At 62.8% G+C, this 14,913-nt stretch carries 10 protein-coding genes; 1 reads left to right on the top strand and 9 read right to left on the bottom strand.

Annotation, left to right across the window (positions count from 1 at the left end; translation table 11 throughout):
• From AWB77_RS25105 to AWB77_RS25065, 9 genes are all read right to left on the bottom strand, one after another.
• On the bottom strand, positions 1-1,311 hold the full coding sequence (locus AWB77_RS25105; protein ID WP_061137157.1) for a sigma-54 interaction domain-containing protein: 1,311 nt from the start codon (positions 1,309-1,311) through the stop codon (positions 1-3).
• On the bottom strand, positions 1,308-4,367 hold the full coding sequence (locus AWB77_RS25100; RefSeq protein ID WP_061137156.1) for a peptidase domain-containing ABC transporter: 3,060 nt from the start codon (positions 4,365-4,367) through the stop codon (positions 1,308-1,310). Before AWB77_RS25100 ends, AWB77_RS25105 begins: the two co-directional genes overlap by 4 nt.
• Before the next feature lie 21 nt (positions 4,368-4,388).
• Positions 4,389-5,141: a peptidylprolyl isomerase gene (locus tag AWB77_RS25095; RefSeq protein ID WP_061137155.1), complete on the bottom strand. Its 753-nt coding sequence runs from the start codon at positions 5,139-5,141 to the stop codon at positions 4,389-4,391.
• 73 nt (positions 5,142-5,214) lie between these two features.
• Entirely contained in the window at positions 5,215-6,588 is a 1,374-nt protein-coding gene (locus AWB77_RS25090) for a beta-barrel domain-containing protein (protein ID WP_061137154.1), read from the bottom strand.
• Positions 6,566-9,088 carry an FHA domain-containing protein gene (locus tag AWB77_RS25085; RefSeq protein ID WP_061137238.1) on the bottom strand — a complete coding sequence of 841 codons (2,523 nt, stop codon included), beginning with the start codon at positions 9,086-9,088 and terminating at the stop codon, positions 6,566-6,568. Before AWB77_RS25085 ends, AWB77_RS25090 begins: the two co-directional genes overlap by 23 nt.
• A gap of 252 nt (positions 9,089-9,340) precedes the next feature.
• Positions 9,341-10,753 carry an efflux transporter outer membrane subunit gene (locus AWB77_RS25080; RefSeq protein WP_244158640.1) on the bottom strand — a complete coding sequence of 471 codons (1,413 nt, stop codon included), beginning with the start codon at positions 10,751-10,753 and terminating at the stop codon, positions 9,341-9,343.
• Positions 10,754-11,068: 315 nt separating this feature from the next.
• Positions 11,069-11,368: a hypothetical protein gene (locus AWB77_RS25075; protein ID WP_061137153.1), complete on the bottom strand. Its 300-nt coding sequence runs from the start codon at positions 11,366-11,368 to the stop codon at positions 11,069-11,071.
• 339 nt (positions 11,369-11,707) lie between these two features.
• Entirely contained in the window at positions 11,708-12,166 is a 459-nt protein-coding gene (locus tag AWB77_RS25070; protein WP_374728714.1) for a DUF4399 domain-containing protein, read from the bottom strand.
• A 27-nt stretch (positions 12,167-12,193) separates the two neighbouring features.
• Positions 12,194-12,634, bottom strand: a complete 441-nt coding sequence (locus AWB77_RS25065) for a DUF4399 domain-containing protein (protein ID WP_061137152.1) — start codon at positions 12,632-12,634, stop codon at positions 12,194-12,196.
• A 323-nt stretch (positions 12,635-12,957) separates the two neighbouring features.
• Here AWB77_RS25065 and AWB77_RS25060 point away from each other — a divergent pair, with 323 nt between their 5' ends.
• Positions 12,958-14,913 (top strand): SUMF1/EgtB/PvdO family nonheme iron enzyme, encoded by a 1,956-nt coding sequence (locus tag AWB77_RS25060; protein WP_061137151.1) that lies wholly within the window; start codon positions 12,958-12,960, stop codon positions 14,911-14,913.

The following is a 14,913-nucleotide window of genomic DNA, read 5'->3' as shown; positions in this document are numbered from 1 at the left end:
CTAACCCGTTTCCTTGTTCTTCTGCGCCGCCGCACGAAACTCCTTGGAATGCAGCCCATGCTTCTTCAAAAGCATCTGCAGATGCGAGCGGTTCATTTCGTATCGTCTCGCCAGTTCGGCCACCGTTCCACCGGTTTCCTGCAAGCCCCGTTCGAGAAACGCGCGCTCCGCTTCGTCGCTTGCAACGCGCTTCGCTTCCGCCAGCGAACTCGCGGCGGCAATGCCGTTGCCGCTCACGGCCGGTCCGCCCATCGCCAGCGATAGCGATGACTTCGGCCGGATATCGACCGGCAGATGATCGATGTCGGCCATGTCGCCTGCAAGACACGCGAGCCGGTACACCACGTTCCTCAACTCGCGGATATTGCCCGGATAGTCATAGTTGCGCAGGAAATCGCGCAGTCGCGGCGACAGCTTCACGGGCCGGCGCTTCAACGTCGCGGCGGCCTCATCGCCGAAATAGGCGAGCAGCAGCGGTATTTCATCGCGACGCTCGCGCAATGCGGGCAGCGTCAGATGAATCACGCTCAGCCGATAGAAAAGGTCCTCGCGAAAGCGCCCTTCATCGCAGAACTTGCGCAGATTGCGATTGGTCGCCGCGACGATGCGCGTGTCCACCGCGATCGGCTCGTCCGAACCCACGCGCTGAATTTCGTGCGCTTCCAGCACGCGCAACAGTTTCACTTGCCCCGACAAAGGCAACTCGCCAATCTCATCGAGAAAGATGGTGCCCGTATGCGCGCTTTCGAACTTTCCCTTGCGATCGTTCGTCGCGCCCGTGAACGCGCCTTTGCGATGCCCGAATAGTTCGGATTCCAATAGATTGTCCGGAATCGCGCCGCAGTTCACCGAGATATACGGCTTGTCCGCGCGCGAGCCGTTCGCGTGAATAACCTTAGCCATCAGTTCCTTGCCGGTGCCGCTCTCGCCGTCGATCAACACGGGAAGATCCGTCGGCGCGGCTTTTTCCGCGATTTCCAGCGCTTCGAGCAGCTTCGGGTTATCGCCGAACGTGCCTTCGAACACGAAGCTGCGTTCGATCAGCGCCTGCCGCCGCGCGCCCGGCGGCAGATCGCGTTTCGGCTCGGCGGCGGCCGCCTGCACGAAGCGCTCCTTGTGCGAGAGTTGCATGACTTCGTCGCGCAAGGCGCTTGCCTGCCGCAAGAGCTTTTCGATTTCGGGCCGTTCTAGCCGTGAGGTCCATCGCAGCGTCGAGCGCAAAATCTCGATCTTCTCGATGAGTCCCGCATACGAAATCGCCGATGGTGCCGGCGCGCTGCTGTCGCTTTCCGGTTGGTCGAGTATTTTCATGCTGCGCTCAGTTGCTTTTGCACGAGTTGGTAATACATGCCCTTTCTCGCGACGAGTTCGTCGTGCCTGCCTTGTTCGACGATGCCGCCTTCGTACAGCACGAGAATCTTGTCGGCGCGCATGATCGTCGAAAGCCGGTGCGCGATGATGACCGCAGTGCGCCCTTTCAATATTTCCTGCATGTTGCCGAGGATATTGCTTTCCGATTGCGTATCGAGCGCGGATGTCGCTTCGTCGAATACGAGCAGACGCGGATCGTGATACAGCGCACGCGCGATGCAAAGCCGCTGAATCTGTCCGCCCGACAATCCCACGCCGCGCTCGCCGACCACCTGCTCGTAACCGAGCGGCATCTTCGCGATGAAGGCGTGCGCGTCGGCCATCTTCGCGACTTCCTCGATGCGTCTTCTGTCGGGCGCCTCGTCGCCGCTCGCGATGTTTTCCGCGATCGTTCCCGAGAACAGCAGATTGCTCTGCATCACATAGCCGATCTGCGCGCGAAAGAAGCCTTTGTCGACGACATTGATATCGTAGCCATCGACGGTCATCTTGCCCTCGCTCGGCGCATAAAACCCGACGAGCAGCTTCGCGAGCGTCGTCTTGCCCGAGCCGCTGCGCCCGACGATCGCGATCAGTTCGCCCGGCTTGATATCGAAGCTGATGTTCTCCAGCACATAAGGCGCATCGCCTTCGCCATAACGGAAGTACACGCCGTTGAAGCTGATATCGCCTTGCAGGTCGGGCAGCATGACGCGCTGCTGCATGTCCTCCGGCTTTTGCTCCGGCTCGATATCGAGCACGTCGCCCAGACGCTCCATCGCGACGCCCGCATCGTTCAGAAGGCTCCATAAGTTGATGAGGCCCATCAGCGGCGCGAGCACGCTGCCCATGTAGGCGTTGAACGCAATCAACTGGCCGATGGTCAGTTCGCGCGCGAGCACGAGATTCGCGCCGACCCACAATACGCCGATGGTCGTCGCCGCATTCAGCAACTGGCTGCACAAGCCGACGACGATATTGAAGCGCTGCGACTTGTATTGCACTTCGAGCGACTTCGCGTACTTCTTCTCCCACTTCAAACGCACCGCGCGCTCGATGCCCATTCCCTTCACCGTCTCCACGCCGCCCAACGCTTCCATCAGATAGGAACGCGCATCCGTGCCGGCGGAAAAGGTCTCGCGCGCGTTCTGCTTGATGCGCGGCGTCGCGACGATCGTGAGGACCATCATCGGGATCACGAATGCGATCAGCAGCAACGTGAGCTTCACGTTGTAGAGGAACATGATCGTGAAGTAGATGAAGATCATCAGCAGGTTGAGCACGGTCGAAACCGTCGATTCCGTGAGGAACGCACGGATCGTGTGATTCTCCTGGAAGCGCGCGAACACATCGCCGGTCTTGCGCTTCGCGAAGAAGCCGAACGGCAGCGAGAACGTGTGCCTGAAAAACTGCGACATCATCGCGAAGTCCATGTTGCGGACCATGAAGTTCGCGAGATACGCGCGTATCGTCGTCATGAGCTGCGTGAAGAGACTCGCGATGATGAGACCTGCGATCAGCACGTGCAGCAGGTTCACGTTCTGATGCACGATCACGCCATCGAGAATGTTCTGGATGATGAGCGGCGGTATCACGCCCAGCACCTGAATGACGAAGGTCGCGAGAAAGAGATGCAGCAGTATCTTCTTGTACGGCTTTAGATAACCGACGAAGCGCAGCCACGGCGAGCGCGACACGGCCTTCTGCGTGAGGTCCTGTCCCGGCGTGAAAAGCAGACACGTACCGCTCCAGCCGCGCTCGAACTCGCCCACGGTCATCTTCCTGAAGCCGATCGCCGGGTCCGCGACCCACACGTTCTCGCTCGACACGCCGTATACGATGATGTAGTGATATCCCTCCCAATGCGCGATGAACGGCATCTCGAAGCCACGCAACGATTCGAAGGTGCATTGCACGCCGCGCGTCGTGAAGCCGAGCGACTCTCCGGCGCGCGCAAGCGAATCGAGCGTCGCGCCCGAGGTCGTGACGTTCGCGAGTTCCCGCAGCTTGCCGAGCGTCATGTTGATGCCGTAGTGGCGGCAGATCATCGCTAGACACGCCGCGCCGCAATCCATCTCTTCGGCCTGCTCGATCCACGCGAAGCGCTTGATGACGCGCTCGCCCATCTCGGGCTTCGTGTGCAGATCGAGCATCGCGGGCAGCTTGCGGCGCTCGGTGATTTTCTTCTGCCGCTGCAATTCACGTTCGGTAAAACGGATGCGCTCTTCGAGCACTTCGCGCAGCTTCACGTTGCGCTCGATGATGAAATGCACCGTTTTCTCGGGAATCACGAGCAGGCGCGTATCGGTGCTGGCGATCGCCGAGGCCATCTGCTCCTGACGCATCACGCAGGCCTTCTCGCCGAAGATCTCGCCGGGGCCCAGCGTCGCGAGCACGAGCGTTTGACCGCCCTCTTCGCGCACGATACGCACTTCGCCCTGCCGTACAACATAGAGACGCCGGTCGTCGCGCGACTCCTGCCTGAGAATCTCCTTGCCCTCACCGACGCGCTTCACGCCCACACTGCGCACGCATTCTTCGAGTTCGGCCTTGTTGAGCTTGCCGCGCAGATCGAACAGCTTCGCGACGAAGCCGCCCGCCGAATTGATCGCGACATAGCTCGTGATGAATGCGAGCGCGGCCGGAGCTCGCGCGATGACAGGCTCGATCGCCGCGCGTGGAATGAAGAGCAATTCGGTCTTGCCGGAGGAGCGCACCGACGACTCATGCCGATAATCGCGCAGCATTGCGATATCGGCGAAGGTCTCGCGCTCCTTCTTCACGCCCATGCTGATTTCCTTGCCGTGCTCCTCGGTGAAGATGCGCACGGACCCGGCTTTCACGATATAGAGCCCGTCGGCGGCCTCGCCCGCATTGCACACGGTCTCGCCGAAACCAAAGCGCCGCGACGTGGTCTGCGCGGCCAGTTGTTCGATCTCTTCGCGCGTGAACGGCGAAAGAATCTCGACCGACGAGAGAAACTCGGCGGGCGAATCAAGGCTCGATGGCGCGTCCATGTTCTATCGCGTTCCCGTCGGTCAGCGTGCTTCGATCACGTGTTCCTGCGCGCGCGCCATCATCCAGTCCTCGCGCAACAGGCGGCGTATTTCAGCGGATACGTCTTCGTCGAGCTTCGCGGGATACTTCGCCGTCACCGCGAAAATTTCATACGATGCGCCATCCGCCGATACGAACGGCCCGAGCAGATCGCCGACCTCCGCATTGAACACTTTCGCTTCGACGTCAGGCTTCATCTGCCCGCGCATCACGCGGCCGATCACGCCGCCCTGCTCGCGCGTGTCGGCAAGCGAGTGCTCGCGCGCCATGTCGGCGAAGCTGTCGGGATCGTCGTTGAGGTACGAGATCATCTCCTTCGCGCTGCCTTCGGTATCGAGCAGGATATGACTCACTTCGATGCTGTCGAACTTCGGCGAATTGAGCTGGAAGTACTCTTCGACCTCACGCTCGGTGCCGACCTTGTCGAGCATCTTTTCCTGATAGAGCGTGTCGGTGATGAAGACCTCGAACTCGTCGAGACTCACGTGCAGCGCATCGAGATAATTGTTCATGTCCGCCGCGCGATGCAGCCCGCGAATGCGGCGAAATTGATCCGCGCGGTTCTGTATCTCGTCGTCACTCACGGCGACGCCCGACTTCTTCGCCGCGCGCACGGTGAGCTTGTCGCGCACGAGCTGCTCGATGAGACTGTCGAACTGACCGTTCAACTTCAACAACCTGATGAATTCGCCGACGTCGACCACTTCGTCGTCGATACGCACAATCGCCGTCATATCGTTCTCCGTTCGGTTCCATGTTGAATTGCGCATCATGTTCGCGTTTCGGCGCTGCGATAACCCCCCATGCTTATCCCGCCACATTGCGGAACGGGTCGAGCCCCAGATCGATCAGACGCCGCTCGCGCACGACTATCTCGGCGCTCGCCGTCATGCCGTAACGCAGCGGATACTTCGTGTCCGCGATCTGATAGAAGTCGCGATCGAGCGTCACGCGTCCTTCGTAGACCGGTTGCTTGCTCGAAGGGCTCGGCTTGGTCGCGGGCGAGATGAAGGCGAGCGTGCCTTCGATCACGCCATAGCGCTGATAAGGAAACGCATTGAACTTGAGCTTCACGCGCTGCCCTTCACGCAGGAACGCGCGATCGTGCTCGGCGATCTCGATCTTCAGCACCGGCTTCGCATTGGCCGGCGCGATGCCGCCGAGCGGCGTGTTCGCCTGAATCTTGTCGCCAGGCTGCGTCGATGTCACATCGGTCACCACGCCCGACACCGGCGCGAGGATCAGCAGGAAGTTATCTTTATCGATGTTCTCGAACTTGATGCGCGCGGCCGCATCCGCGACGAGGCGCGCAGTTTGCAGTTGCAAACGCAGCTTGTCTTCGGTGCTCGCGACTTCGCGCATCGCGGCCTCGTATTGCAGACGCAGGCTCGTCGCTTCCTGACCGCTCGTTTCCAGTTGACGCTTGGCCTGCGTGAAATCGTGGCTCAAACGAAAGTCGAGTTCCGCAAGCCGCGATTGCTCCACGCGATACGCGCCATCCGCTTCGAGATATGCGTTGCGCTTCGCGTCGACCTGCGCTTCGGCCACGCCGCCGCCGCCCGGCAACGCAAGCAGACGCTGAAAGCGATCGAGTTCGACCTTCGCGGCATCGCGTGCGCGGCGGGCGTTTTCCAGCGTGCTGCGCGCTTCCTGCAACTGCGCCTTCTGTCCTTCCGCGAGCTTGCTCGTGCCCTCCGACACGCGCTGCTGATGCTGATGTTCTTCGACATCCATCTGATCCTTGAGCGCCGCGATCCTGCGCTCCATCAACAGCTTCTTCTCGGGAAACTGCTTCCATTCGCGCTCGGCGTCGTCGAGCTTCAATTGCGCTTCGAGCGCGTTGGTCGCCGCCTCGATCGCGCCGCGCGCATTCAGCCGCGCGACGACATCGTCCTTGCGCACAGGCTGCCCTTCGGCGATATACAGGTCCGCGAGTTCGCCATCGATCGGCGCATAGAAACGCCGCACTTCCGATTCCGGCGCGAGCGTGCCTTGCGCCGTCACCATCACGTCCGCATGGCCGACGAACGACCACACGAGCGCGGACGCGACGAGCGCGACCATCGCGAAGACGAGGCCCTGCGTGAGCCGCGCGGGCTCGGCCGTCAATATGGCGATGCCTTCGGCGCCATGTTCGCCGAGCGCCTCCGACAACGGTTTAAGGTGTGCGTCTCTCTTCACTGCTCGTGCCTCCGCCGATCAGACTCAGCTTCGTGTTGAGAAGTCCCGGTTCGAGCACCATGCGCAAATCCTGCAGCGAACGCCGCTGCAAGTCCGCTTCGGTGTCGATCTCGTTGACGAGCGCCGACCACTTCGCCGTCGCGCTGTCGGCCTTGACCTGCCTGAAGATGCGCATGCCGCGCGTCGCCGCATCGTGCGCGTCGGACAAGAGCCGCGCCTGCGTCCTGAACACATCCGATACACCCGATTCGAGCCGCTGCGAACCACCGATGCCGCCATTCGTCCGATACTGCTGCCATGATGTCTGCGCCTGCGTCATCAACGATTGCGCGCGCGCGGTCGCCTTGTCCTTCAACGATGCGACCTCGGGCGCGACGGCTTTCGCGTAGTACGTGTCGCCATCGAGATCGAGCGTTTCGTAGAACGACAGCAGCGCATCTTCATAGCTCTTCGAGCCGCGCGCCTTTTGCAGATCGGCGAATTGCGCGGCCACGGCCTTCTTGTGCGCAAGTTCCTTTTGCACGGTCGGCGACCACGCGCCTTGCGGCAGCTTTTGCAGAGCATCGATCGCTTGCGCGCTCTGGCCACGATTCCATGCATCGGCGACCGCGGTGTATTGCGCGAGCACATTGGGCGGCGGCAACTGGCTCGCGCCCATCTGCCGCAATTTTTCCTGGAACGGCGGCGTCGAAAAATTCGCCTTGCTCATACCGTTTGCAAGCGGCGCGAGGCTCGCGCCATTGAGACTGCGGCGCAGACTCGCGTATGCATCGAGATCGGCGCGCACGCGATCGAGTCCCGCGAGGCGCGGATACTTGTCGGCGTATTCCTTCAGCGTCGCGCCTATCGCATCGGGATCGTCTTGGGCGAGACTCTTCACGATGCTCGCATCGAGCCTGTCGATGGCCGCGAGATACACGGAGTCGTCGCTTTGCAGTTTGCGCAGATGGCTCAGCGCGAGCGCATACGGATCGCGGAACTCGGGCACGTAGCCCGCGATGCGGTCCAGATCGCGCTGATGCCCCGCCGCGTCCGCTTCCCAGTGCTTCAGTATCGCGCCGATGCGCGCCTCGTCGCCATAGATGCGGATCGGTGCATCCGCGCCGCCGCGCGCCGTGACGAAGCTTTCCAGCTTGCCGATCCATTCGAGTTCGTCGATGAGCGAATGCACGTCGGCGTTGTGCTCGCCGAGCGCTCGCATCTGCGCAATGATCGCGTCCGCGCTCGCTGCATCGCCCTTCTTCGATGCAGCGAGCCAGCGCGGCACGTTCGACTTGAGCACGGCCTCCGTGTTCATCGCCGCGAACTGCGCGTCTTTCGGATGCGTCTTCAGATAGTCGTTCGTGACGGCTGCGGCTTCGCTGAACGCGCCGCGCGCCATCAGCGACTTCGCTTCGCGTTCGGAGGAACCGGTATAGAACAACGCCGCGCCGACCGCGACGAGCACGGCGAGCACACATACGAACACGATGCGCGTGCGGCGCACGGCGTGGGCGTCGTCGCTCGCAAGTGCTCGACGCAATTCCGACACGAAGAGCGCGAACTTGCCGCGCTTCGCCGCCCGCGCGTCCGGGCGCGTGTCGTCGGCGGGCTGCGGCTGCGCCTCTTCGTTGACTTCGTCGTCGCGCGCGGCGGCCTGATCGACGCAGAAGATGTCGAGAAACGAATGCGCCGAACCGACGAAGGTGGTCTTGTCGCTGTCGAGGTCGCCGTCGAAAGATTGCGCGTCTTGCGCGGCCATTTCGGTGAGCGTCGATTCGGCTTCGTCGCCGTGCAGATGCACCTTGTACGCGAAGTGCGTGCCGCCGAACGCGACGGTGTCGCCGTTCTGCAACTCGACCGCCGACGCGCCGAGCCGCTCACCGTTGACGAACGTGCCGTTGGTGCTGCCGAGGTCTTCGACGAAAGGCGCGCCGCTCTTGATGAACACATGCGCATGCCGGCGCGACACGTAGTTCACCTGATGCGGATACTGCTCGCGATAGCGCGCGAACGTCTCGTCGGTCTTGCTGACGAGAAACGGAAACTGCGCGAGTTCGATTGGATGAAGCCCGAGATCGTCGCGCTGCGGCGTGAGCGTGATGCCGACCGGCTTAGGTGCAGAAAGACGCCGCGCGCGCGGCGCGAACTGCACGCGATACGACAGCTTGCTGCCGAACGAAATCACATCGCCGCTGCGCACGCGTGCGGGCGCTTCGCGCACGGGCGTGCCATTGACCGCCGTGCCGTTCTTGCTCGCGAGATCGGCGATATAGACGAAACCATGCTCGATGAAGATGCGCGCGTGACGGCGTGACAACTGCGCCACGGCTTCGGGCGGGCTCGTATCGAACGGCGCCTCGGCGCGGCCGATCGCAAAGAGATTTTCGTCGATGCGGATGTCCGTGAGCCGGTCCGCGAGCGCGCGATCGAGCCCGGCATGCGGCGCCGGCTTCAGGACGATATCGAACGCTTCGCCCACGCTCGGCTGCGGTTCCGCGACGGAGAAGCCTTGAGCCATGTCCATGTCACGAGGTACGTCCAGCCGCTGCCGCCGACGCGCCAGAGGGTTGCCCGGCAACGTCGGGCGCATGGACAGGTTGGACCGCGCCGTTATCGAACTCATTCGCACCCGGCGGCTGTTGAGAGTTTAAGTCACGCATCGTCGTAGTCAATCGTGCGGCACTGGCACATCGCGCCATCGATCAGCGATTTGAAACGATCGTTAGTCATTCATATTATCGATTCGCACGCGAATTATTCATGGAACGCTTCACTTCAAACCGTCCTTGCTCGCGCTCTGCACATCGACCGTGGGCCAGCCGCCGCCGAGCGCCTTGTACAGCGTCACGGTGTCGGAAAGTATCTGCTGATGGTTCGCGAGCAGCGCGAGTTGCGCCGCGAGCAGCGTGCGCTCGGTCTCGAACACTTCGAGCTGCGAGATCACGCCCTCTTTCAGTTGCGCGTCGATCTGCGCGGCGACGACAGTCAACTGATCGACTTCCTGCTGCAATTCGACGCGCTGCTTCGTATGCGAATCGAGATTGACGAGCGCGTTCTCCACTTCCTCGAATGCGTTCATCACCGTGCTGCGATATTGCTGTTCGGCCACCGCCGTCTGCGCTTCGGTCGTCTTCACGTGCGCACGCACGGACGGATCGAGAATCGGGATGTTGATGCTCGGCACGAAGCTCAGCGTGAACATCTTGAGCAAGTCGGTCAATTGAAAGCTCGCTGTGCCCGCGCGGCCCGTGAGGTTGATGGTCGGCAGTTGCGCAAGCTTCGCCTGGCCGACGAGGTCGTACGCTTCGAGCACGCGATATTCCGCCGCGATCAGATCGGGCCGGCGCGCGAGCAGTTGCGAGGGCAGGCCTTCGGGCACCGGCGGGACCTGCACGCGTTTTTGCAGCTTGCCGTCGGGCATGCGAAATTCCCCGGCGGGCACGCCGATCGCCGTCGACAGCGCGTTGTTCGCGAGATCGCGCGAGCGGCGCAACTCGAGCAACTCGCGCGTGAGGCGATTGAGTTCCGCGCGCTGCGTGAGCACCTGCGTCTTCGGCACGAGGCCGTTCTTCTGCATGCCTTCGAAGATCGTCAGGATCTGCTGGTTCGTCGCGATGGTCTGCTTCTGCTGCTCGATCTGATCGTCGAACTGGAGAATCTGGAAGTAGGTCGTCGAAACAATCGCGACGAGTTCGAGATAGCCCGCGCGCCAGTCCGCTTCGGTCGCGCGGAATTCGGCCTTCTGCGCCTGCACGCCTTTCTCCACCGAACCCCATATGTCGATGTCCCAGCTCACCTGCGTCGCCAGGTTGTACTGCTTCGTGAACTGCTGGCCGGTCGTCTTCTCGAAGCTCGCGCCCGCGCCGAGATCCATCGACGGCAACGCGCCCGCGCGCGCCTCGCCGATCTGCGCGCCCGCCACCTGGATGCGCGCGGCGAGCACCTTGATGTCGAAGTTGCCGCTGATCGCCTTCTCGACGAGCGAGTCGAGATACGGGTCGTGGAACTGCTTCCACCAGTCGGGCTGAATCGTGGCCGATGCGCCGACCTTCGATGCATCGATTTTCGTGAAGGCGGTTTTTTCGGGCGTGTCGGGACGTTGATAGGTCGGCGGCGTCACGTCGATGCAGCCCGAAAGCAGCGCGGCTGCAATCAGCCCAAACGATGGCAACAAGGCTCGCACGATCTCGCTCCCGGTGAACGCGCACCGACGGTCAGTTTCAAAGGTGAGAAGCGCGGCGCCGGCCGTCCGGTCATTCAAGTAAATCACACGGCGCGCCGCGACTCCATACGGGTTAGATCACCTGCGCGCGCGTGCTCTGACGGCACGTCGCGCGTTACGTGACGCGGTCCGGCGACGGATGCGACCCGCGCGCGAACCACTACGCCCGATGCCGAGGGCGGTGTTGCAGCGAAGCGCCCCGTGCTCCGCTTTTACTGCCGACTGCGTTGATGCTTTACCGCATCGATGCGCGGTTTGTTCCTCATCACTTTCGCTTCACGCGAGATCGCCCGCCACGCCGAAATTGACGTTGGAGATGTTCTTCGCGTTCTGCGTCGGCGTGACCGTCGATTGCGACTTCAGTGCTTCCGCGAACGCGATGTTGCTGCCGTTCTGGTTGAACGTCGTCTGCGTCTGGTTGATGATCTGCTGCGGATTGAACGGCATCGAACGCGTCGCGCCGTTCATCGAGATATAGCCGGGAAAGAGGACCGCGTAGCCGCCGCGCACAGCGGACATCGCGCGCTTATCGAGCGCTTCGGTGACGGGAAGGTCCTTGATGGTCAGCGTCTTCATTTCCGCTCTCCTTGGGTGTGCGTCGCGCATTCGGTGGTGGCTTCGAGCAACGTGTCTGCTCGAAGCCATTCAATGCACAGGCTGTGCCAATCGCTTCGTGTTTCATGCACTTTTCGTTCGATGCCTTGCTGCGTGCGGCTTTCCTCGACATGCGGCGCGACGCTCGTTCATGACGCGTGATGCTTTCTTTCCGACACATCTATGTGGCACTGTCGGTTCATCGACAACACATGCGCTTCATCGACGAACGAACGTATTCCTGCGCGGCTCACGCGCGCATTCGAACCTTGAACATGCAACGGGGAAGGCGCCGCTCGGCACGTCATGCGGCGCCCGCGTTCACTTGACGTAGATCGTGATCTTCCTGGAATAAACGGGCGGGTTATGCGGTATATGCTTGTCGTCGCCCATCAGAAGCTGAAGCGTGTGCTTGCCCGGCGGCAGTTCGATCAACGCTTCGGTTTCGCCCGCGCCGTAGTGCAGATGATTGCGGTCCGACGGAATCTCCTGATCCATCGGCGGCAGGTCAACATCGATCAGCAAATGATGATGTCCCGTGTTAGGAAACTTCACGCCGCGCGGCGCGACGCCCATGAAGCGCAGGCCGAACCAGACCTTGAACGGCTTGCCCGCGGGCACCGTTTGGCCGTCGTTCGGATAGCCGATGTACGCATACGCGTTGGCCGGCGCGGGCGTCGTCCCGGCGAGCGCGAGAGGCGCGGCGAACGCCGTCGCCAGCGTGGCGGCGACAAGGAGCGAACGCGGCAGCGCGAGCGCATCAGCGGATCGTCTTTTCATGTCATGTGCCCTCGGCAAGTGCACAGCTTATTTCACCGTGATCGTGATCTTCTTCGAATACACCGGCGGATCGTGCGGAACGTGGTTGTAGTCGCCCATCAGCAACTGCAAGGTGTGCTTGCCCGGCGGCAGTTCGAGGCGCGCATCGGTTTCGCCCGCGCCGTAATGCAGGTGATTGCGATCGGACGGTATCTCCTGATCGAGCGGCGGCAGGTCCGTATCGACCAGCAGATGATGATGCCCCACGTTCGGCAGATCGACGCCCTTCGGACAGATGCCCATGTTGCGCAAGCCCATGCGCACCCAGAGCTTGCCGCCCGATATCACGGCGCCGTCAGGCGGCCATATGATGTACGCCTCGGCGTTCGCGGGCGCGGGCGTGCGGGCACGCGCGGCGGCGGAGAACGACGAATCGGCGGCCAGCGCGGCCAGGGATGCCAGCGCGCCAAGCATGGTTCTTCTCAGCATGTTATGCACGCCTCTCTCGTTGAAGGGGCCTCGCGGATCGGCCAGGGTATTCGTTTCATCGCACGTGCGAACGCTCGTGCCCGCGGCGTGATGCGGATTGCGTGATGCTGCTTCGCTGGTTTTTAGATTAGGACGTAACGTTTAAAAAAGATACGGCCACGCGGGGGGCTCGTTCGACCTCATGATGGATACCTCCTTTCAGGGGATTAAGCGGCGTGCGAGCGCGTGCTATCGTTGTTGATGCCGTATCCGAAGCCTCGGCATCGCACGCATGTGCAGCACGCGATGCCATCCACTCAAAGCCGCACGGACAGGGTGTGAATATGTGGCGAACTCTTCTTATCGCGGGCATGTTTCTGACGATCGGCCAGACGTTCGCAGCGGCGAACGCGGCACCGGCGACATCACCGCCTCCTCTTTCCAATCCGACGATCGCGCATGTCAGCGCGCGACACGCGCTCGTGATCGGCAATGCAGACTATGTCGATCATCCGCTCGCGAGCGCATCGCGCGATGCGGATGACATGAGCGCCGCGCTCGGCGCGCTCGGTTTCGATGTCACGCGCCGCACCAATCTCGACGAGCAAGGCATGCGGCAAACGCTCGATGCGTTCACCGCGCGTCTCGGTCCGAACGACACGGCGCTCGTCTATTTCGCAGGCCACGGATTGCAGGCGGGCGGCGACGCGCTGCTCGTGCCGCTTGGATTGATCGACGCAAAAGAAACGCGGCCCGCGACGCTCCTGCGCGGCGCGCTCTCGGCGCGGGAGATCGTCGTGCGCATGACCCGCGCGCGGCCCGGTGCGGCGAACATCGTCGTGCTCGACATGTGCCTCACCGAGCCCTTCGAGAAAACGAACGCGCGGTCGCCTGCTTTGCCGCCGCGCACGCTCGTCGCTTATGCGGCCGCGCCGGGCGATGCGGCAATCGAAGGCGCGCGCAATGGCCGCTACACCGCCGCGTTGCTGCGCGCGCTGCGTGCGCATTCGATGATGACGCCAGCGGCGTTCGCTGCCGCCGCATCCGATGTTGCGATGGCATCGCACGGCGCGCAGCGGCCCTGGATTGCGTCGACGCTCGATGCGCGCTTCGCCATCGCCGATGCAGCCACGAATGCGCGCATAGCCGACGCGACCGCCATCGATTCCGCCGAATCCGCCAACGTCGTGCGTACGCGCGGCATCCTTCCGAAAGACAGCAACGAGCAGTACGAACTGACGTTCTGGGACTCGATCAAGGACAGCACCTATCCGAGCGATTACGAGGCGTATCTGAAGGCGTATCCGAACGGCCGTTTCGCCGCGCTGGCGAAGGCGCGCATCGAACGGCTGCGCGCGGCGGGCAATGCGAAGCCAGCGGCATCCGCGCCGCCCGCAGCGACGGCCACGCCCGCCACGCCCGCGCCCAAGCCGCCCGCCGCGCCGGCTGCATCGGCGACGGCGGCAGCGGAGAAACCGCGTCCCAGTCCGCCGCCCGCGCCCGTCGCCGCGACGCCCGCCGCACCGCCCGCCGCCGCGCTCACCACGAAGCCGGCCGCGAAGACCGCGAGCGGCGGCGAGCTCAAGGATTGCCCGGCGTGCCCCGTGCTGATTCCGCTTTCCGCCGGCAGCTTCACGATGGGCAGCAACAACGACGATCCCGCCGAGAAGCCGCCGCATCGCGTGTCGGTCGGGCGCGCGTTCGCCATCGGCAAATACGAAGTCACCGTCGAGCAATGGAACGCCTGTGTCGACGCGGGCGCGTGCACGAAGATCGCGCCCGAAGGCGAATCGGCGACGCCCTCGTCCGGCAGCGCACCGATGCGCAACGTGAGCTGGGACGACGCGCAGGTGTACGTGAAATGGCTGAGCAAGGTCGGCGGCAAGCCGTATCGTTTGCCGACCGAAGCGGAATGGGAATACGCCGCGCGCGGCGGCACGCAATCGACGTACTGGTGGGGCGATCAGATGAAAAAAGGCACCGCCGACTGCAAAGATTGCGGCGATCCGTACAAGGCCGAAGGACCGGTGCCAGTCGGATCGTTCGCGGCGAACCCGTACGGTCTCTACGACATGAACGGCAGCGTCTGGGAATGGGTCGCCGACTGCTGGCACAGCTCGTATAAGAACGCGCCCGCCGATGGCCGCGCCTGGGACGATCCGTCGTGCAGCGTGCGCGTGATTCGCGGCGGCTCGTGGCGCGAAGGCGCGGCCTACATGCAGTCCGCGACGCGCTTCAAGTACAGCTCGAGCGTGCGGCAATCGCAGAACGGTTTTCGGGTCGCGCGGGACATGGAGTGA

Origin of the sequence: Caballeronia fortuita, assembly GCF_001544835.2 — a bacterium.
Classification (GTDB): domain Bacteria; phylum Pseudomonadota; class Gammaproteobacteria; order Burkholderiales; family Burkholderiaceae; genus Caballeronia; species Caballeronia fortuita.
This window is presented reverse-complemented; position numbering and strand designations above follow the sequence as displayed.

Bases quoted from the DNA above. Each gene is read 5' to 3' on its own strand.
- AWB77_RS25105 (WP_061137157.1), bottom strand. From the start codon at position 1,311: ATGAAAATACTCGACCAACCGGAAAGCGACAGCAGCGCGCCGGCACCA.
- AWB77_RS25100 (WP_061137156.1), bottom strand. From the start codon at position 4,367: ATGGACGCGCCATCGAGCCTTGATTCGCCCGCCGAGTTTCTCTCGTCG.
- AWB77_RS25095 (WP_061137155.1), bottom strand. From the start codon at position 5,141: ATGACGGCGATTGTGCGTATCGACGACGAAGTGGTCGACGTCGGCGAA.
- AWB77_RS25085 (WP_061137238.1), bottom strand. From the start codon at position 9,088: ATGGCTCAAGGCTTCTCCGTCGCGGAACCGCAGCCGAGCGTGGGCGAA.
- AWB77_RS25075 (WP_061137153.1), bottom strand. From the start codon at position 11,368: ATGAAGACGCTGACCATCAAGGACCTTCCCGTCACCGAAGCGCTCGAT.
- AWB77_RS25070 (WP_374728714.1), bottom strand. From the start codon at position 12,166: ATGAAAAGACGATCCGCTGATGCGCTCGCGCTGCCGCGTTCGCTCCTT.
- AWB77_RS25065 (WP_061137152.1), bottom strand. From the start codon at position 12,634: ATGCTGAGAAGAACCATGCTTGGCGCGCTGGCATCCCTGGCCGCGCTG.
- AWB77_RS25060 (WP_061137151.1), top strand. From the start codon at position 12,958: ATGTGGCGAACTCTTCTTATCGCGGGCATGTTTCTGACGATCGGCCAG.